Genomic DNA, 19,417 nt, shown 5'->3' with positions numbered 1-19,417 from the left:
CGCCGCGACGGCGGGACGCCGCGACGGCGGGACGGGACGGGGCGACGGGGCGCCACGCGACGCGACGGGACGCCGCCGCGACCGGGCGACCGGGCGGGACGGGACGGGGCGACGGGGCGGACGGGACCGGGCGACCGGGCGGGACGGGACGCGGCGACGCGAGGGGGCGGGACGCGACGGGGCGGGACGCGACGGGGCGGGGCCGGGTGGGGTGGCTGTCAGTCGGCTCCGGACGTCTTCACCAGGGTGCGGATCTGGCGCAGCAGCACCGACAATGCTGCCAAGTCCACCGGTGACTCTTCCACGTTGCCCATCGCGTTGCCCGCCCGAGCGATCGACGCCGCGTTCACCTGCTCCCACTCTGCCACCCGGTCCGCCGGCTCCGCCGTGGACGGTGTCGAGTGCAGGACCTGCGTGGTCAGACCGGACAGGGCCGAGTACAAGTCGTACCGCAACGCCATCCGCGCCAGTGTCTGCCACCTGTCGTTGCGCGGCAGCCGGGAGATGTGCGACAGCAGCACGTCGATCTGGAAACGCTCGGAGATCTCGAAGTAGATCCGGGCCACCTCCAGCGGCGGGAAGTCCCGGTTCTCCAGGATGTCCAGCAGCCCGAAGCCGTACACCAGGCGGCCCACGGTCGACGCCAGTTCCTTGGGTACCGACTCGTCCATCAGCGATGCCATGTTGGCTTCCATGGAGTCGCGTTCCGCGCCCACCAGCACGGACGACAACTGCGGCAGCAACTCTCGCACGCCCGGACCCAGGCGGTCGATCTCGGCCGCCACGTCGATCGGGGAACGCCGATTGCTCACCAGCCACCGGACCGCGCGGTCGAGCAACCGCCGGATCTCCAGGTAGACGGCCGTCTGCGCGGTCGTCGGCACCTCATTGTCCAGGCGCTCGGTGGCCTCCCACAGCTCGCGCAGGCCGTAGACCTCACGCACCACGACGTACGCCCGGATCACGTCCGCCGGCGACGCGCCGCTCTCCTCCATGGCGCGGAAGACGAACGTGGTGCCGCCCCGGTTGACCACCTCGTTGACCAGCGACGTGGTGATGATCTCGCGCCGCAGCCGGTGCCCGGCCATCCGGTCGGCGAAGCGGGTGCGCAGCGGCGTCGGGAAGTAGTTCTCCAGCACCTGCGTGGTCCATGGTTCGTCGACCAGTTGGTCGCGCAGGACCTCGCCCTCCAGCCAGATCTTCACGTACGCGAGGAGCACGCTGAACTCCGGCGCGGACAGCCCGCCGCCCTGTTCGCCCCGCACGGACAGTTCCTTGTCGGTGGGCAGCGCCTCCAGTTCCCGGTTGAGGTGGCCGGCCGTCTCCAGATGGGCGAGCAGGCGGCGGTGCACGGGCAGCAGGGAGCGCGCCTGCGTCACCGCGTTGCCCAGGGCCATCGCCTGCTCGTAGTTGTCCCGCAACACCAGGTCGGCCACTTCGGCGGTCATGGCGGCAAGCAACTCGTCGCGCTCGGGCGTGGTCATCTCGCCGTCGGCGACCGCGCCGCCCAGCAGGATCTTGATGTTGACCTCGTGGTCGGAGCAGTCCACGCCGGCCGCGTTGTCGATGAAGTCGGTGAAGATCCGGCCGCCCGTCGCGGTGCCGTCCGGGCCGGGGCGTCCGCCGCCTCGGGCGTACTCGATCCGGCCGCGCTGGGTCAGGCCCAGGTTGCCGCCTTCGCCGACGACTCGGGCCCGCACGTCGCGACCGTTCACCCGGATCGCGTCGTTGGACTTGTCGCCGACGTCGGCGTGGGTCTCGCCGGCCGCCTTCACATAGGTGCCGATGCCGCCGTTGAACAGCAGGTCGACCGGCGCGGTCAGGATGGCCCGCATGATCTCCGCGGGGCTCACCGCGGACGCGTCGCCCAGGTGCAGCGCGGCGCGCGCCTGCGGGGAGACCGGGATGGACTTCGCGGTACGCGGATAGACGCCGCCGCCCTCGCTGACCAGCGACGTGTCGTAGTCCGCCCAGGAGGAGCGCGGCAGGTCGAACAGGCGCCGCCGTTCGGCGTACGAAACGGCGGGGTCGGGGTCCGGGTCGATGAAGATGTGCCGGTGGTCGAAGGCCGCGATCAGCCTGATGTGCTCGGACAGCAGCATGCCGTTGCCGAACACGTCACCGGACATGTCACCCACGCCGACCACGGTGAAGTTCGCGGACTGGGTGTCCACGCCGATGTCCCGGAAGTGCTTCTTGACGCTCTCCCACGCGCCCCGTGCGGTGATGCCCATCCGCTTGTGGTCGTAGCCCGCGGAGCCGCCGGAGGCGAACGCGTCGGCCATCCAGAAGCCCTTGCTCACCGAGATCTCGTTGGCGATGTCGGAGAACGTGGCGGTGCCCTTGTCCGCCGCCACCACCAGGTAGGGGTCGTCGCCGTCGTGCCGGACCACGTCGGCGGGCGGCACGATGTCGCCGCCGACGATGTTGTCGGTGACGTCCAGCATCGCGGTGATGAACCGGCGGTAGCAGGCCACCGCCTCGTCCCGGTCGCCGGGCTTGCGCTTGAGCACGAAGCCGCCCTTCGCGCCCACCGGGACGATCACCGCGTTCTTCACCATCTGCGCCTTGACCAGGCCGAGGACCTCGGTGCGGAAGTCTTCCCGACGGTCCGACCAGCGCAGGCCGCCGCGGGCGACGGCGCCGAACCGCAGGTGTACGCCCTCGAACCGGGGCGAGTAGACGAAGATCTCGTATTTGGGCCGCGGTTGCGGCAGGTCCGGGATCGCCTGCGGATCCAGCTTGAACGCCACGTACGACTTGGGCCGCTGGTCCGGACCGCGCTGGAAGAAGCTGGTTCGCAGGGTGGCCTGGATCAGCGTCAGGTAGGAACGCAGAATGCGGTCCTGGTCGAGGCTGTCCACCCCGTCGAGCAGTGCGGTGATCCGCTCCACCAGCGCGCCGGAGCGCTGCTCGCGTTCCTGCGCGCGCAGTCGCAGGCGCGGCGAGAAGCGAGTCTCGAACAACGTCACCATCAGCCGGGCGATGTCCGGATAGGCGATGAAGGTGGACTGCACGTACCGCTGGGAGAACACGTTTCCGGCTTGCCGCAGGTATTTCGCGTACGCCCGGAGCACCACCACCTGACGCCACGTCAGCCCGGCCCGCAGCACCAGCTCGTTGAAGTTGTCCACCTCGGCCTCGCCCCGCCACGCGGCGGCGAAGGCGTTCTCCACCTGCGGTCGCACCTCGGCCAGTTCCCGGTGCACCTCGGGTGGCTGCAGGCCGAAGTCGTACAGGAACGCGGTGTCGTCGTCGCGGTGCACCTCGTGCGGGCGCTCGTCCACCACGCGCACGCCGAGCGAATGCAGCACCGGCAGCACGGCCGACAGCATCATCGGCTCACCCAGCCGGAACACCTTGAAACGCACATCCGCGTCGTCCGGTTCGGCGACGCCCGCCGCGGTGAGGCGACGCTTGCGATACAGGTGCATCTCCAACTGGCCCGGTTCCTCCAGCAGCTCCAGCTTGGCCAGATCCTGCACCGCCTCGTACGGCGTGTGCCCGTCCTTGTAGCTGTCCGGGAACGCGGAGGCGTACCGCTGGAAGAGGGTCTTGGCCTGCTCCTCGCCGAGCTTGCGTTCCAGCACCACGGAGAAGTCGTCGTCCCACATGCGGGTGGCGTCGGCGAGCATCTCGGCCAGCGCGTTCGGATCCACCGTGCCGGGCGGGTCGGCCGGGTCGGTGCGCACCACGAAGTGGACCCGGGCGAGCATCCGCTCGGTGACGCGGGTGGTGTGGTCCACCCCGATGCCGTTCAGCTCGCGCAGCAGGATCTGCTGCATGCACAGCCGGTTCGCGGTGGTGAACCGGTCCCGGGGCAGATAGATCAGGCAGGAGATGAACCGCCCGTACCCGTCACGCCGCAGGAACAGCCGCAACTGTCGGCGCCCGGCCATGCGCAGCACGCCGATCACGGCTTCGTACAGGTCGTCGGTCTTGATCTGGAAGAGCTCGTCGCGCGGATAGGTCTCCAGGACCTGCAGGAGGTCCTTGCCGGAGTGGCCGCGCGGCGACAGCCCGGAGCGGTCCAGCACCTCCATCACCTTGCGCCGCACCACCGGCAGCTCACGCACGCTCGTGCGGTACGCCGAGGAGCTGAACAGGCCGAGGAAACGGCGCTCGCCGACCACCTCGCCGTCGGCGTCGAACATCTTGACGCCGATGTAGTCCAGGTACGCCGAGCGGTGCACCGTGGCGCGGGAATTGGCCTTGGTGATCACCAGTAGCCGCTTCTGCATCGCCCGGTCGTACGCCTCGGGGGGCAGCGAGGACAGCGTGCGGGGCGTGCTGGCGCCGCGCAGGATGCCTAGCCCGCTGCCGTCGACGGCGGTCAGCACGCCGTCGGTGAGCACGTATTCGCGGTAGCCGAGGAACGTGAAGTGGTCGTGCGCGAGCCACTGGAGCAGCTCGATCGAGTCGGTGACGTCCTTGTCCGGCACCGGCAGGCGATGCTCGGAACCCCGCGCCGCGGCGAGCTCGTCGGCGATCACCAGGGCCCGCTGTCGCATCCGCGGCCAGTCCTCCACCGCGTCCCGTACGTCGGTGAGCACCCGCCGGATCTCGTTGTGCAGTTGTTCGCGGGCCTCCGCGTCGCGCACCGGGTCGATCTCGATCCGGATCCAGCTCTCCACCACGTCGCCGTCGATCGCGTCGTCCGGCTCCACGTCCGCTTCGACCTGCTGCAGCGCGCCCAGCGGTTCGCGCCGCACCACGATCAGCGGGTGCACCAGCAGGTGCACCTCCAGTTGGTGCGCGGCGAACAGCGCGGTGACCGAGTCCACCAGGAACGGCATGTCGTCGGTGATGATCGACACCACCGAGTGCGGCTCGTCGCGGTCCGGCGCGCTGATCGACAGTTGGAGCTGGCCGGGCAGCCGCTGCTGGGCCAGCTCGCGGTGCGCGAGCGCCGCGGCGTACATCTCCTCCGGGGTGTATCCGACCAGTTCCTCGTCCGGGGCGAAACGCCAGAAACGGTCCACCAGCGTCGCGGTGATGTGGTCCGGTCCGGCCAGCGCGACCGCGTCGGCCACCAGGCGCTCCGCGTTCGGCAGCGGCTCGTCCAGCTCGGCGTCGTCACCGGACGATCCCAGACGGCCGGTCAGCGCCAGCCCGGGCCCGGGAACGAAGTCGATCTCCGGATCAGATTCGGTCACACCCTGGTCGGTGCCTGCCATACCTGGCGCTCCTCTCGCCCACCACTCTGTGGGTTCGACGTGTCCGGACCAGCCTAGAACGAGCGCGGCCGGTCACCGGCAGCCACGTCCGATCCGGCCGTCGTTCGGCAACGACTTCGCTACATCTCACGCCGCCCGGGACCCCGGTCCGTGCGCGCTTCGCTTACCGTTCCTGTCAGCCCGCGTGGTTTCGTAGCGGATCATTTCCCAGCGAGGAGGACGACATGCGCCGTACGGCCGCATTGCTGTCTTCGGTCGTGGTGTTGCTCGGCGCGATGACCGGGTGCGGCAAGGACGGGCCCGCCGACGTGCTGGCCGACTTCCTCACCGGGTGGCGCAGCGGCAACTTGCAGAAGGTCGGCTTCGTCACCGCGGCCGGGTCGGGCATCTCCGCAGACCAGGTCGTCACGGAGATCCGCGGTCTCTCGGGCGACCTCGCCTCGGCGCCGCTGGTGCTCACTCGGCAGACCGAGCCGAAGATCACCGGGGACGTGGCCACCAGCCGGGTGAAGCTGGACTGGACGTTGCCGGGCGGCGAGCCGTGGTCCTATCAGAGCACCGTGCGGCTGACCGACCGGGACAGCGACGGCTGGCGGGTGATCTGGGAACCGGTCATCGTGCACAGTGAGCTGACCGGCGGTGACAAGCTGCAACTGCGCCGGGTCGCCGCCGAGCGGGCCGGCATCCTGGACCGGGACGGCAAGCCGATCGTGACGCCGCGTCCGGTGGTCACCATCGGCGTCACGCCGCAGAAGGTCACCGACCTGCCGAAGCTCGCCGCCGATCTCACCGCGGCGTTCCAGAAGGTCGGCGTCACGCTGGACCTTTCCGACCTGCGCAAGCGCGTCGACCAGGCGGACCCGGGCGCGTTCATCGACCTGATCACCCTGCGGCGGCCGGACTACGACAAGATCCGGGACGACGTGCGGCCGTTGGCCGGCACCGTCTTCCGCGAGGAGAACCGCGACCTCGCGCCCACCCGCGAGTTCGCCCGTGCTCTGCTCGGCACCGCCGACCCGGCCACCGCCGAGGACATGGACGCCAACCCGGACCGGTTCGTGCAGGGCGACATCGTCGGGCACGGCGGACTGCAGGGCCGGTACGACACGACGCTGCGCGGCACACCCGGCCAGTCCGTGGTGATCGCCCGCCGCACCCCCGACGACCAGGTGGAGGACGCCCAACTGTTCAGCGTGGATCCGGTGGCCGGCACCGGTGTGCGGACCACCCTGGATCAAAAGGTGCAGCAGGCGGCCGACGCGGCGCTCGGCTCGGAGAAGCGGCCCAGCTCGATGGTGGCGATCCGGATCAGCGACTCGTCGGTGCTCGCGGTGGCCAACGGCCCGGACGGCGGCACCGTGAACAACGCGCTGACCGCCAAGGTGCCGCCCGGCTCCACCTTCAAGATGGTGTCCGCGCTGGGACTGCTGCAGAAGAAGGCGGTCACCGCGGACACCGCGGTGAACTGTCCGAAGGAGGCCACCGTCTCCGGCCGGACGTTCACCAACGCGCACGACATGGAACTCGGCAAGGTGCCCTTCCACACCGACTTCGCCGAGTCGTGCAACACCGCCTTCGTCTCTCTCGCGCCCAAGCTGGGCGCCGACGGCATGGCGGCCGCGTCCACCGCCGTCGGCCTGGGCGGAAAATGGGACCTGGGCATCGAGGCGTTCAGCGGCACCGTGTCGACCGGCAACACCCCGGTCGAGCTGGCCGCGGCGAGCTTCGGGCAGGGCACCACGGTGGTCAGCCCGCTGGCCATGGCGGGCGCCACCGCGGCGGTCGCCCGCGGCCGGTTCGAACAGCCGAAGCTGGTGACCGCGCCCGCCCCGGCGAACCCGGCCGGCCCCGGCGCGCCCCTGAACGACGCGGCGGTGAAGCCGTTGCGCGACATGATGCGTGAGGTGGTCACCGACGGCACCGGCACCGCGCTCAAGCGCGTACCGGGAAAGCCGGTGTTCGGCAAGACCGGCACCGCCGAGTTCCAGACCGGCTCGACGGACACCCACGCGTGGTTCATCGGCTGGCAGGGCGATGTGGCGTTCGCGGTGATGGTGCAGCAGGGCGGCGCGGGAGCGGAGAGCGCGATCCCGATCGTGGCGAGGTTCCTCACCGCGCTCAACTGATCCGCGCGGCGCCCGTCCGGTCCGCACCGGGCCGGATTTCGCCCATCCGCGACGGTAGACAGGGGCTTTCGGCGGCCCGACCAGCCGGCGAGTCGGGGTCGGCTGGCGGGTCGGGGTCGGCTCGAGGTCGGGGTTGGCCGGAGGTCGGGGTCGGTCGGGGGTAGGGCCGACCGGGGTCGGGTGGGCCGACGCGAATGTCACCGCCGACTGGTTCAGCCGTAGCGGATGGATGTCACCGCCGGCCGGTTTAGCCGTAGCGGATGGCTGTCACCGCCTGTTCAGCCGTGACAGACGGCTGTCACGGCGGGCGCATGACGTACATGACGGACGGCCGATCGTGCGGTGACAGCCACCAGCGACGGCTGGCACTCGCCCCGGGCCCTCGGTGCGAGCAACATTCCCAGGTCTGCGAGTCCGGCGGGTGTATCGGGGTGGCGGCTTCGCCGATCGGCCGACCAGCACGCTTCGGCAAGCCCCGCGATGGACGCCGCACCCGGTCACGCGAGGTCGGCCGGTTCTTCGTCCGGGCCGATGTCGAACGCGGGCCGCTGAGCGGGCAGCGAGAAGCTGTCGGTGCTGCGCGGCCGCAGCATGCCGGGCCGGGTCGCGGGAAGCGGCTCGGAGTCGAGCGTCGGAGCCAGGCCGAGCGGCCGTGCGTGACGGTGCGTCTCGGTGCGGCCCGTTTCCGCCGCGACGGCCGGGTCGTCCCCGGAGCCGTCGCTCGTCGCGCCAACCTCGGCCACGACGAGGTCTGCGGCGACATCGTCGGCCGGGACATCGTCGGCCGGGACATCGTCGGTCGTGACGTCGATGTCGGCTGCCACGTCGTCGGTCGCCCCAGGCCCCTCGGCCGCGCTGTCGTCGGTGACCGTGCTGTCGTCGGTGGTGATCGGCTCGTGCGCGGCGATCTCGTCGTCTGCGGCCATCGGCTCGCGCGCGGAGATCTCGTCCGCCGCGTCACCGTGGTCCGGCGCTTCCTCAAGGCCCGCGGCTGGCTCGTTGGCTGCCGCGGCGCCGTCGTCCGCGGCGCCGTCGTCCGCGGCGCCGTCGTCCGCGGCGCCGTCGTCCGCGGCGCCGTCGTCCGCGGCTGCCTCATTGTCCGCGGTGATGTCGTCATTGTCCGCGGTGATGTCGTCGTCGTGCGCGACGACTCCGAGGGCGGGCGCCGCGGGCGCGGTGGTCTCGTCCGGCGTGCCGGGAGACTCGCTGCCGTCCGCGGGCATCGCGTCGGCGAGCATCGCATCCGCATCCGCGTCCGGGTCGGTGGCCTCCGGCGTCTCCGCCACCGCGGGTTGCGGGTCGGGCTCCGCCAGCTCCCGGCGGGCGGCCACCAGGTCGGGGCGGGCGTCGACGGTGCGTACCGGTGCCAGGCCGGCCACCACCGTCGAGGCGATCTCCTCCGCGTACCCGCCGTCCGGGTCGTAGTCCGGATCGAACACGGTGACCTCCACGCCCAGGCAATGCGGCGTGTCGACCAGCCCGGCGAGCAGAAGCTCCAGCTCGGGGAAGGCGATCCCGCCCGGATCCGGGGCGTCCACCGCCGGCATCACCGCGGGATCCAGCACGTCGACGTCGACATGCACCCAATAGCCGGCGCAGTCCGCGAGCTGGTCGCGTGCCCATTGGGCGCTACGCGCGGCGCCCTCCACGCGCAGCGTCGGCACCGGACGGGTGACGATGCCGGCCGCCTGCAGGTCGAGGCGGTACTCGTCCTGTGCACGGATGCCCAGCACCACCACGTCGATGTCGCGGAAATACGGGCGGCGGCCCTCGATCGCGGCCAGGTCCGACTGGCCACGCCCGGTGGCCAGGGCAAGATCCTCGCCGGCCGCGGCGCCCACGTACGACGCGTTGCCCGGATGCCGGAAATCGGAGTGACCGTCCACGAAGACCAGCCCGATCCGGCCGCCGATCTCATCACCCAGGCGGTTCATCGCCAGGCCGGAGCCCAGAAGGACGGAACAGTCGCCGCCGAGCACCACCGGGAACTCGCCGGCGTCGATGATCGCCGCGATCCGGCCGGCCAGCGCGCGCGAATACGCCGCGATCTCCGCCGCATGGCACACGCCGTCGCCGGGACGCCAGTCGCCGGGGTCGTACCGCGGCGGCGTCAGGCATCCCGCGTCCCGGGCCTGAAGCCGTTGCAGCAGCCCGTGATCGCGCAACGCTCCGGGCGCCTTGGCACACCCCGGCACCGACGTCGCGGTCGGCGGTCGCAGGCCGAGGTTGGTCGGTGCGTCCAGGATGGCGATGCGGCGCATGCGGTCGGTTACCCCTGCCTAGAAGAGCGCTCGGGCAAGTGCGCGGCGGGCATCGGCGACCGCGGGGTCGTCCGGCCCGGCCACCGTGAACAACGACAGCAGGTGCTTGCGGGCCTCGTCCCGGTCCTCGCCGGAGGAGCGGCGCACGGCGGCGACCAGGCGGGCGTACGCCTGCTCCGCCTGCCCGCTGACCACCTCGATGTCGGCGGCGAGACGCTGCGCGGCCAGATCGTCCGGGTCCGCTTCGGCCTTCGCCACCGCGGCCTGCGGGTCCGCGCCGGCAATCCGGCGGAAGAGCTCCACCTGGGCGAGCCCGGCCTCGGCGGCACGCTCGGCGGGTGACTCGGCCAGGATCTTGCGGTACGCCTCCTCGGCGGTGTCCAGGTCGCCACTCATCAGGGCGTCGTCGGCGGCACCGAGCCGCGGATCCTCGGTCGGCGCCACGGAAACCCCGCCGGCCTTGAGCACCGCATCCACGTACTGCCGGATCTGGTTCTCCGGGAGCACGCCGGTGAACCCCTCGACGAGCTGCCCGCCGACCACCGCGACCACCATCGGGATGCCCTGCACCCGCAGTGCCTGGGCGAGTCGTGGGTTGGCGTCCACATCGACCTTGCCGAGCAGCCAACTGCCGCCGCCCTCGGCGGCCAGCTTCTCCAGCACGGGGGAGAGCTGCTTGCACGGCTCACACCAGTCCGCCCAGAAATCCAGGATCACCGGGGTGGACATGGACCGTTCCAGCACCGACTGGAAGTTGGCCTCGGTGACGTCCAGAATCGTTTCCGGCGCGGCACCCGGAGTCGGCGACGGGGCGCCACCGGCGGCGGCCGGCGCCGCGTCCGGGGCCGGGCGGCTGGGCGTCGGTGCCTTCAGCGAGCTGAGGTCGACCGCGCCGCGGGTGAAGATCGACGGAGTGCTCCGTGGGTCGCTCATGGTTACCTAGTCTCGCACGCTCGATCGTCCGTACGTGGGGTCGCCGGGCGGGGGATATCGGAAGTCACAGCGCGGGCGTCAGAAGCGCGCGGGTTCGCGATAGGTGCCCCATTCCTCCTTGAGCGCACCGCAGATCTCGCCCAGCGTCGCCTCCGCGCGTGCCGCGTCCAGCATCGCCGGAATCATGTTCTGCTCCGTGCGGGCCGTCTCGGTCAGCCGGCCCAGCGCCGCCCGTACGTCCTCGGCGTTTCGTTGCTGCTTGCGCGCGCCCAGCTCGGCACGCTGCGTGCGTTCCACCTCATGCGAGACGCGGAGGATCTCCAGCTCGCGTGCCACCGTGCCGGTGTGCGCGTTCACCCCGACGATGGTCTTGTCGCCCTTCTCCACGGCCTGCTGATAGACGAAGGCCGCCTCCGCGATGTTGGCGGTGAACCAGCCGTCCTCGATGCCCCGCAGGATGCCCGCGGTCATGCTTGCGTCGTGTCCCAGATCGCGGATGCGGGCGAAGATCTCCTCGGCTTCCGCTTCGATGCGGTCGGTCAGCGCTTCCACGTACCACGAACCGCCCAGCGGGTCGGCCACGTTGACCACGCCGGTCTCCTCCATCAGCACCTGCTGGGTGCGCAGGGCGATCTCGGCTGATTCGTCGGTGGGCAGCGCCAGCGTCTCGTCCAGGGCGTTGGTGTGCAGGGAGTTGGTGCCGCCGAGCACCGCGGCGAGGGCTTCCACCGCCGTGCGCACCACGTTGTTGACCGGTTGCTGCGCGGTCAGGCTGACCCCCGCGGTCTGCGTGTGGAACCGCAGCCAGAGCGCCTTTTCGCTGGTCGCCCCGTAGTCGTCGCGCAGGTGCCGGGCCCAGATCCGGCGAGCGGCGCGGAACTTGGCGATCTCCTCGAAGAAGTCCACATGCGCGTCGAAGAAGAAGCTCAGTCCGGGCGCGAACCGGTTCACGTCGAGTCCGCGGGACAGCCCGAGTTCCACATACCCGAAACCGTCCGCGAGGGTGTAGGCGAGTTCCTGCGCGGCGGTCGAGCCGGCCTCGCGGATGTGATAGCCGGAGACGGACAGCGGCTTGTAGCGGGGGATGTGCCTGTCGCAGTACGCCATCAGGTCGCCGATCAACCGCAGGTGCGGTTCCGGAGCGAACAGCCACTCCTTCTGGGCGATGTACTCCTTGAAGATGTCGGTCTGCAGGGTGCCGTCGAGCTTGCCGAGATCGGCGCCCTGGCGCTCGGCGGCGACCAGGTACATGGTGAAGATCGGCACCGCCGGGCCGGAGATGGTCATGCTGGTGGTGACCTGTTGCAGGTCGATCCCGTCGAACAGCACGTCCATGTCGGCCGCGGAGTCGATGGCCACCCCGCAGTGGCCGACCTCGCCGACGGCCAGCGGCTCGTCCGAGTCGCGGCCCATCAGGGTCGGCATGTCGAACGCGACGGAGAGCCCGCCGCCGCCGGCCGCGAGGATCATCTTGTAGCGCTCGTTGGTCTGCCGGGCGTTGCCGAAGCCGGCGAACTGCCGGATGGTCCAGGCCCGTCCGCGGTATCCGGTGGGGTACAGGCCACGCGTGTACGGGTATTCGCCCGGCCAGCCGATGCGGTCGAACCCGGGGTAGTCGCCGGCCGGTGGCCCGTAGACGGGCTCGACCTCGGACCCGGACAGGGTGGTGAAGTCGGCGTCTCGTTTGCGTGCGGCGTCGTAACGCTTCTGCCAGCGTTCCCGGCCGGCGGCGATCTCGGCGGCGTCCATGCTCAGATCCTAGATGGTTGGCTGAACGATCGCTAAGGGGCGGCGGCCGACGGGGTGGGCCGCGTGAGCCGGGCGCGATGGCGGCTGCTCCCGAAACCGCCGGCGCCCGACCCACCCTCCGTCGGCGCGAGTTCGAACTGGTCCCGAACGAAGGCCGAACTCACGCCCCGGATTTACCCGGCGGTGATTACCGTACGTGTTACCCCACTTTGTCGGGAAGGGGCCGTTCGGGCAGCTCCGCCCGGCATGACGGCCACGCGCGGGCCGACCACTTCGTCACTGCAAGTGATCAGTCGTCCCGCCGAATGGTGTCCAGGAGGGCGAGGACCTGGCGCAGGGCGGGACGGAGCACCCGGAGACGGGACAATCCGACCAGCCGGTCCACGAGCGGAACCGCGCCGTCGATGAGCCGACGGGTGCGCCGCTGGCCGGGCGAGGAGTCGTGCACCCAGAACAGCACCACGCCCATCCAGCCGAGCCAGAGCAGCTCCGGCAGCTCGCGGCGCAGCTCCGGGTCGAGCTTGGCGGCGGAGCCCTCGACCACCTCGCGGAAGATGCCGATCGCGGCCTGGCGCGCCGGCGAGGATTCCGCGGAGAACGGGCTCAGCGGCGACGACGGCTCGGCCGCGGTCTTGAAGAAGGTGGCCGCGAACGAGTGGTACGGCTCGTTCACGTCGATGCCGGCATGCAGCACCCCGCGCAGGCGTGCCGCCAGGTCCCGTTCGGCGCTCAGGGTCGCCTCGGCGGCGGCCCGGTGTGCCGCCTGATTGCGGTCGTAGAACCCCTGGATCAGGTGTTCCTTGGAGTCGAAGTAGTAGTACGCGTTGCCGACCGCGACCCCGGCCTCCTTGGCGATCGCGCGCATGGTCGTCTCGGCGTATCCCCGCTCGCGGAACAGCCGCAGCGCGGTGTCCAGGATGAGCTGCCGCGTCTGCTCGCCCCGCCCGCTGCGCGGCCGTCCGGCCCCGGCGGGTGTCTCGGCGGCGCTCGTCACATCCGCCACCGTAGCCGTCGGCCGCCGCCGCGAGACGTACGGGCGAGCCGCGACGCGAGGGTGGATTCAGACCGCCAGGCCGAGCGCCTCCGCGGCGGCGTAGCCGTTGGCCCGGCTCGCCCCGTGCGTGGTGAGAAACGCCCGCACCCCGGCCGGACGCCATGCCGACGGCCAGCCCATCTCGACCACGACGACCGGGTGTGTCGCGGCCAGGGCGCCGACCAGTGCGCGAGCCCGTGGCGACCGGTGCAGGTGCCGGCCCACCACCACGATCGGCCGCGTCCCGGCGCGGACGAGGATGCTGTCGGGCGTCGGGTCCGCCGCCCCTCCCACGTCGAGCTGTTCGGTGCCGTTGAGGTGTGGCCGCAACCCCCACGGGACGCGGCCCTCGGCGATCGACGGGTCAGACGTCAGGCGTACCACCAGGGGGTCGGTGATGTCGTGCAGCGAGCCTTCCACCCGTACCGCGCGCCGGGCGGCCGGATAGCCGAGCCGTGCGGGGTCCCGCGTGCCGGAGCCGACCGGTCCGGCGGCGGGTGGCGCGCTCGCCGCCAGGGCAGCGGTGCGCTCGGCGGCGTCCTCCACCCGCGCGAGCGGCAAACGGCCGTCGCGGGTGGCCGCGGCGATCTCCGCCGCGACGCTCTCCACCAGCGTCCGGTCCACGCGGGCGCCGAGGCAGAGCAGGTCCGCGCCGGCGGCCAGCGCGTGGACGGCGGCCGGCCCGATGCCGCCGGCGGTGTCCGCGGCGCCCCGCATCTCCAGTGCGTCGGTGACGATCGCGCCGCCGAAGCCGCATTCGCGACGCAGCAGGCCGGTCAGCGTCGCCCGGCTGAACGTGGCGGGGTCCGCGCCGGTCAGCGCCGGAACCCGGATGTGCGCGGTCATGATCGCCTTGGTCCCGGCCGTCACCGCGGCGGCGAACGGCGGCAGGTCGCGTACGCGCAGGGTGGCGAGCGGAGCGTGCACGGTCGGCAGGCCGACGTGCGAGTCGGCGACCGTCGCCCCGTGCCCGGGGAAGTGTTTCGCGCAGGCGGCCACGCCGGTGGACTGCAGCCCGTCGACCGCGGCGGCCACGTGCCGGGCGACCAGGGCCGGATCGGCGCCGAACGAGCGGGTGCCGATGATCGGATTGTCGTCCGCGGTGTTCACGTCCACGGTCGGCGCCAGGTTCAGGTTGACGCCCGCCTCGACCAGGTCGGCGCCGATCGCGGCGTGCACCGTACGGGTGAGGTCGACGTCGTCCACCGCGCCCAGCGCGGCGTTGCCCGGATAGGGGCTGCCGGTGCGATGGGCCAGCCGGGTGACGTCCCCGCCCTCCTCGTCGATGGCGATCAGCGTGTCCGCGCGCGCCGCGCGCAACTCGGCGGTGAGCCGGGCCACTTGGGCGGGCTCGGCGACGTTCGACCCGAACAGGGTGTGCCCGGCCAGCCCGTCGTCGAGCAGGCGCAGCGCCCACGGCGGGGCGGCCGGGCCGTCGAAGGCCGCCAGCAGGGTGCGCAGCGCCAGGCGGCGCAGCCCGGTATCGATCGGCATGCTGTCCCTTTCGTGGCGACGCTGGAAATGGCGTCCGCGTACTGCCATGATCGTCCGACGTCGATTGGCCACACGCTGCAGTCGCACCGGAGGCTGACCGTTACGCTGCGGCTACCCAACCTGCATCGCAGACAATAATAGGAAACTAACTTAAGTACTAGGGGACGTCGTCATGGCCGCTGCCCGCCTCCCGGGAACGCCCCGGCTGTTGCGTGCGCTGAACGACCGCGCCGCGCTGGAACTCCTGCTCAACCGTGGCCCGCTCACCCGGGCGCAGCTCGGCGAGCTGACCGGCCTCAGCAAGGTCACCGCGTCCCAGCTCGTGGAGCGGCTGGAGGAACGCGGCCTGGTGCGGCGGGTCGGGGAGCAGGCCGGCGGCCGGGGACCGAACGCTCAGCTTTACGCCGTCACGCCCGGCAGCGCCCACGTCATCGGCGTTGACGTGGGCCCCGACCTGGTCGTGGCGGCCTGTGCGGACATCACCGGCGCGGTGATCGGGCGGGTCGAGCAGTCCACGAAGGACACCGACGACCCGGTCGGCGTGGTGCACAACGCGGTGGTCCAGGCCGCGAGCCGGGCGGGCACCGAGATGACGTCGGTACGCCGGGTCGTGCTGGGCACCCCCGGTCTGGTGGACCCCGCGAGCGGCGAGATCCAGTTCGCGTACGACCTGCCGCGCTGGCACCGCGGGCTGCTCGACGATCTGCGGCGCGACCTGAGCACCCCGGTGATGTTCGGTAACGACGTGAACCTGGCAGCGGTGGCCGAGGCGCACGGCGGCGCCGCCGCGGGCGTGGACGACTACGTGCTGATCTGGATCGGCCGTGGTGTCGGCTTGGCCACCGTCATCGACGGTCGCCTGCACCAGGGCCACTCCGGCGCGGCCGGCGAGATCGGCTGGCTTCCGGTGCCCGGCGCCGACATCCCGCGCAACGTGGCCCGCCGTGGCGTCAAGGGCGCCTTTCAGAGCCTGGCCGGTGGTGACGCGGCCAAGGCCATCGGCAAGGAGCACGGATTCCACGGCGCCGAGGCGGCCGACGTGGTGCGCGCCGCGGTGGCCGCCGGCGCGGCCGGCGAACCGGTGCTGGACGAGCTGGCCGGCCGGCTGGCGCTGGGCGTGGCGGCCACCTGCGTGGTGCTCGACCCGCCGCTGGTGGTGTTGGCCGGGGAGGTGGGACAGGCCGGCGGTCCGATCCTGGCCGACAAGGTGCAACGGGAGGTGGCCGCGATCACCCTGGTCGCCCCGAAGGTGGTGGTCAGCGAGGTGGCGGTGGAGCCGGTGCTGCACGGCGCGCTGCGGATGGCGCTGGACGCGGCCCGCGACGAGGTGTTCGGGTCCACCGTCGCGTGACGACGGTCCCCGGTGCGTGGCGCGGCCACGGCTGCGTGATCGGGTCCCCGGTGCGTGGTGGAGCGGTCGCTGCGTGATTGGATAAGGGCGTGCTCGAGTCGCCCATGCCGCCCGACGAGGACACCGTCATCTCGTTCGACCGTCTCAGCGTGATCCGCGGCGGAAATCATCTGCTCCGCGGTCTGAGCTGGCAGGTCGAGCTGGACGAGCGCTGGGTGGTGCTCGGGCCGAACGGCGCCGGCAAGACCACCGTGCTCAACCTCGCGGCGGCGCGGATGCACCCGTCCCGCGGTGTCGCCTGGGTGCTCGGCGAGCAGTTGGGCCGCACCGACGTCACCGAGCTGCGCACCCGGATCGGGCTCACCACCGGTCAGCTCGCCGAGCGCGTGCCGCCGAACGAGCGTGTGCTGGACGTGGTGGTGACCGCCGCGTGGTCGGTGGTCGGCCGCTGGCGGGAGAGCTACGACCCGCAGGACGAGGCCCGTGCCCGTGCCCTGCTGGGCCAGCTCGGCATGGGCGCGCTGATCGACCGCGAGTTCGGCACCCTGTCCGAGGGGGAGCGCAAGCGCACCCAGATCGCGCGCGCGTTGATGACCGATCCGGAACTGATGCTGCTCGACGAGCCGACCGCCGGGCTGGACCTGGGCGGCCGGGAGGATCTGCTGGTCCGTCTCACCGCGCTGGCCGAGGACCCGGAAGCGCCCGCCATGGTGCTGGTCACCCACCACGTGGAGGAGATCCCGCCCGGCTTCACCCACGCCATGCTGCTGCGCGAGGGCACGGTGGTCGCCGCCGGGCTGCTCGGCGAGACCCTGACCGGGGAGAATCTGTCCAAGACCTTCGGGCTGCCGCTGACCGTGCAGCGTTTCGGCGACCGGTACACGGCACGGGCGGCCTGATCCGTCGTGGCGCCCAGGATCGTCGTCGCGGGCAGCGCCAACATGGACCTGGTCGGCCTGGCCGACCGTCTGCCCCGACCGGGGGAGACGGTGCTCGGCGAGGACTTCGTGATGATGCCCGGCGGCAAGGGTGCCAATCAGGCCATCGCCGCGGCGCGTGCGGGTGGCGACTGCGTGATGCTCGGCGCCATCGGCTCCGACTCCTTCGGAGTGACCATCAGCGCCCGGCTCGCCGCCTCCGGGGTGGACACCGGCCACCTGCGGACCAGTTACGGCACGTCCGGCGTGGCGGTGATCATGGTGGACCGGACCGGGGAGAACTCGATCCTGGTCAGCCCCGGCGCCAACCGGACGTTCGTGGCGCTCACCGACGCGGAGGAAGCCGTGATCGGCGGCGGTGACGTGCTGCTCTGCCAGCAGGAGATCCCGTCCGAGACGGTGACCGCGGCGGCGATCGCGGCGAAACGCGGCGGGGCGCGGGTGGTGCTGAACGCGGCACCCGCCCGCGAGATGCCGTCCGACCTGCTGGACCACGTGGACCTGCTGGTGGTCAACCAGAGCGAGGCCGAGGCGATCGCCGGCACCGACGCCGACATGGCACGGCTGCTCGCCCTGGTCCCGCGCGTGGTGCTGACGCTGAGTGGCGAGGGTTCCTGGTACGCCGACCGGGACGGCCGGGACGAGCGGGTCCCGGCCTACCGGGTGGAGGTGGCCGACACCACCGCAGCCGGCGACGCCTTCACCGGGGCGTTGGCCGTCGCCTGGGGTGAGGGACGCGACCTGGTCGAGGCGGTCCGCTGGGCCAACGCGGCCGGCGCCGCCTGCGTGCGCAAGGTCGGCGCGTCCAGCGCCCTGCCCACGCGTGCCGAGATCGACGCCGTCCACCACGGCGGCTGACCGGCGCGCTCAGGCCTGGCGTGCCGACTCCACGAAGCGGTTCACCTCGTTGCGCAACACCTCGGCGAGCTGGGACAGCCCGGTCGTACCCGACTCGTGGCCGCCGTCGACCGCGCTGGCGATCCCGTTGACCAGGCCGCTCATCTCCCGGATGCTCGCGGTCACCGCCTCCAACACGCCGACCGCGTCGCCGGCCGCCTGCTGCACCGTGTTGACCTGTCCGAGGATCTCGTCGCTGGAACTGCTTGTCTCGTTGGCCAGCGTCTTCACCTCGTTGGCCACCACGCTGAACCCGCGCCCGGCGTCACCGGCCCGAGCCGCCTCGATGGTGGCGTTCAGGGCGAGCAGCCGGGTCTGCGAGGCCACCTGGTTGATCAGGTCCACCGCATGCCGGATCTGATCGGATGCGGTGCGCAGCGAGGTCACCGTCTCCAGGCCGCGCTCCGCGTCGCCGACCGCGTTGCGGGCGAAGTCGGCCAGCCCGTTGGCCGAGGCGCCCATCTCGGTGGCCGCCGTGGCCACCTGCTCGGACACCGTGAGCACGGCCGATTCGAGTTCGTCGGCGAGCGCCAGCCGGCCGCGCGCGGCCGCCTCGACCTGGTCCGCGGAATGGTGCATGGCCTCGCTGGACTGCGAGATCTGCAGCGCCGCGGTGCGGAAGGCGCCGTTCATCCCGCGGGTCAGGAACTGCCGGTGGAAGCGGCCCTCGGCGGCAGCGGCGGACGCGGCGCCGGCCTCCCGGACGAAGCCGTCGGCGCTGTCCAGCAGGCTGTTGATCGCGGTACGCGCGGCCACCGCCTGCTCCGAGCCGCCCAGCGGCGGCACCCGTGTCTCCATGTCCCCGGCGGCGGCCCGGCGGCACGTCTCGGCGATCAGACGCAGGGCGTCGACCTGCGCACCCGGCGGCGGCGTGGTGGTGGTTCGACTCATCGCCGGCTCCCGTTCGTCAGCTCCCACACGAACTGGTCATAGGTCTGTCCCCGCTCGGCGAGCACGTCCTGCAGCATCCGCCACGAGGCGTCCAGCGCTTCCGGGGCGCGCGAATGCCGGCGCTCCTCGGCGCGCAGCTTGCCGTACAGCTCGCTGGCCGCGGACACCGCCTGCGCATCCGGCTTGCGCCGGTTGGAGTGGTACCCCACGACCTGCCCGCCGGGATCCAGCGACGGCGTGACATGGGCCAGCACCCAGTAGTGCGCCCCGTCGGCGGCCAGATTCACCACGTACGCGAAGATCTCCTGGCGCTGCTTGATGGTCTCCCAGAGCAGCTTGAAGATGGCGCGCGGCATGTCCGGGTGCCGGATCAGGCTGTGCGGCTTGCCGACGGCCTCCTCCTCGGCCAGGGCCGAGATGCGCAGGAAGACGTCGTTGGCGTACGTGATGATGCCGCGGGTGTCCGTCTTGGTGACGATGATCTCGTTCTCGCCGAATGTCCGGTCGATGCCGGTCGGGCGGACCTGAGTGGCCTTCATAGTGCTTTGATTCTGGTCGTTCCGGGCC

Annotated in this window: 11 protein-coding genes and 1 pseudogene; 4 read left to right on the top strand and 8 right to left on the bottom strand. The window is 71.7% G+C overall.

Annotated elements, in window-relative coordinates:
• Positions 1-218: 218 nt before the first annotated feature.
• Positions 219-5,177 (bottom strand): NAD-glutamate dehydrogenase, encoded by a 4,959-nt coding sequence (locus IEY73_RS18300; protein ID WP_189080454.1) that lies wholly within the window; start codon positions 5,175-5,177, stop codon positions 219-221.
• 224 nt (positions 5,178-5,401) lie between these two features.
• On the opposite strand from IEY73_RS18300, the gene IEY73_RS18295 reads away from it, so the two are divergent.
• Positions 5,402-7,303, top strand: coding sequence for a penicillin-binding transpeptidase domain-containing protein (locus tag IEY73_RS18295; RefSeq protein ID WP_189080453.1), 1,902 nt, complete (start codon positions 5,402-5,404; stop codon positions 7,301-7,303).
• A gap of 1,285 nt (positions 7,304-8,588) precedes the next feature.
• Here IEY73_RS18295 and IEY73_RS33650 read toward each other — a convergent pair.
• From IEY73_RS33650 to IEY73_RS18270, 5 genes and pseudogenes are all read right to left on the bottom strand, one after another.
• Positions 8,589-9,564 (bottom strand): annotated as a pseudogene (locus IEY73_RS33650) (arginase family protein); the annotation flags it as partial.
• Between the two features lie 18 nt (positions 9,565-9,582).
• Positions 9,583-10,497 (bottom strand): tetratricopeptide repeat protein, encoded by a 915-nt coding sequence (locus tag IEY73_RS18285; protein ID WP_189080451.1) that lies wholly within the window; start codon positions 10,495-10,497, stop codon positions 9,583-9,585.
• A gap of 78 nt (positions 10,498-10,575) precedes the next feature.
• Positions 10,576-12,246 (bottom strand): coenzyme B12-dependent isobutyryl-CoA mutase large subunit, encoded by a 1,671-nt coding sequence (gene icmA / locus IEY73_RS18280; protein WP_189080450.1) that lies wholly within the window; start codon positions 12,244-12,246, stop codon positions 10,576-10,578.
• Positions 12,247-12,535: 289 nt separating this feature from the next.
• Complete coding sequence (locus tag IEY73_RS18275; protein ID WP_189080449.1) at positions 12,536-13,240, bottom strand: TetR/AcrR family transcriptional regulator; 705 nt, start codon at positions 13,238-13,240, stop codon at positions 12,536-12,538.
• A 66-nt stretch (positions 13,241-13,306) separates the two neighbouring features.
• A complete protein-coding gene (locus tag IEY73_RS18270) occupies positions 13,307-14,773 on the bottom strand; it encodes a glycoside hydrolase family 3 N-terminal domain-containing protein (protein ID WP_189080448.1) in 1,467 nt (488 codons plus the stop codon).
• A gap of 172 nt (positions 14,774-14,945) precedes the next feature.
• On the opposite strand from IEY73_RS18270, the gene IEY73_RS18265 reads away from it, so the two are divergent.
• The 3 genes from IEY73_RS18265 (at position 14,946) to IEY73_RS18255 (ending at position 17,920) form a co-directional block, all read left to right on the top strand.
• On the top strand, positions 14,946-16,124 hold the full coding sequence (locus tag IEY73_RS18265; protein WP_189080447.1) for an ROK family transcriptional regulator: 1,179 nt from the start codon (positions 14,946-14,948) through the stop codon (positions 16,122-16,124).
• Positions 16,125-16,228: 104 nt separating this feature from the next.
• Positions 16,229-17,023 (top strand): ABC transporter ATP-binding protein, encoded by a 795-nt coding sequence (locus IEY73_RS18260; RefSeq protein WP_189080518.1) that lies wholly within the window; start codon positions 16,229-16,231, stop codon positions 17,021-17,023.
• Between the two features lie 6 nt (positions 17,024-17,029).
• Positions 17,030-17,920: a ribokinase gene (locus tag IEY73_RS18255; RefSeq protein WP_189080446.1), complete on the top strand. Its 891-nt coding sequence runs from the start codon at positions 17,030-17,032 to the stop codon at positions 17,918-17,920.
• 9 nt (positions 17,921-17,929) lie between these two features.
• On the opposite strand, the gene IEY73_RS18250 is transcribed toward IEY73_RS18255, so the two are convergent.
• Positions 17,930-18,850 (bottom strand): methyl-accepting chemotaxis protein, encoded by a 921-nt coding sequence (locus tag IEY73_RS18250; RefSeq protein ID WP_189080445.1) that lies wholly within the window; start codon positions 18,848-18,850, stop codon positions 17,930-17,932.
• The gene (locus IEY73_RS18245) at positions 18,847-19,389 is read right to left on the bottom strand and encodes a PAS domain-containing protein (RefSeq protein WP_189080444.1); all 543 of its coding nucleotides are present in this window, start codon (positions 19,387-19,389) and stop codon (positions 18,847-18,849) included. Before IEY73_RS18245 ends, IEY73_RS18250 begins: the two co-directional genes overlap by 4 nt.
• Positions 19,390-19,417 lie beyond the last annotated feature (28 nt).

Source organism: Mangrovihabitans endophyticus (assembly GCF_014646155.1).
Classification (GTDB): domain Bacteria; phylum Actinomycetota; class Actinomycetes; order Mycobacteriales; family Micromonosporaceae; genus Actinoplanes; species Actinoplanes endophyticus.
The sequence above is the reverse complement of the archived record's forward strand: the minus strand, read 5'-3'. Positions and strand labels throughout refer to the sequence as shown.

Excerpts from the sequence above, each read along its gene's own strand:
- IEY73_RS18300 (WP_189080454.1), bottom strand. The coding sequence starts at position 5,177 with ATGGCAGGCACCGACCAGGGTGTGACCGAATCTGATCCGGAGATCGAC.
- IEY73_RS18295 (WP_189080453.1), top strand. The coding sequence starts at position 5,402 with ATGCGCCGTACGGCCGCATTGCTGTCTTCGGTCGTGGTGTTGCTCGGC.
- IEY73_RS18285 (WP_189080451.1), bottom strand. The coding sequence starts at position 10,497 with ATGAGCGACCCACGGAGCACTCCGTCGATCTTCACCCGCGGCGCGGTC.
- icmA (WP_189080450.1), bottom strand. The coding sequence starts at position 12,246 with ATGGACGCCGCCGAGATCGCCGCCGGCCGGGAACGCTGGCAGAAGCGT.
- IEY73_RS18270 (WP_189080448.1), bottom strand. The coding sequence starts at position 14,773 with ATGCCGATCGATACCGGGCTGCGCCGCCTGGCGCTGCGCACCCTGCTG.
- IEY73_RS18265 (WP_189080447.1), top strand. The coding sequence starts at position 14,946 with ATGGCCGCTGCCCGCCTCCCGGGAACGCCCCGGCTGTTGCGTGCGCTG.
- IEY73_RS18260 (WP_189080518.1), top strand. The coding sequence starts at position 16,229 with ATGCCGCCCGACGAGGACACCGTCATCTCGTTCGACCGTCTCAGCGTG.
- IEY73_RS18250 (WP_189080445.1), bottom strand. The coding sequence starts at position 18,850 with ATGAGTCGAACCACCACCACGCCGCCGCCGGGTGCGCAGGTCGACGCC.
- IEY73_RS18245 (WP_189080444.1), bottom strand. The coding sequence starts at position 19,389 with ATGAAGGCCACTCAGGTCCGCCCGACCGGCATCGACCGGACATTCGGC.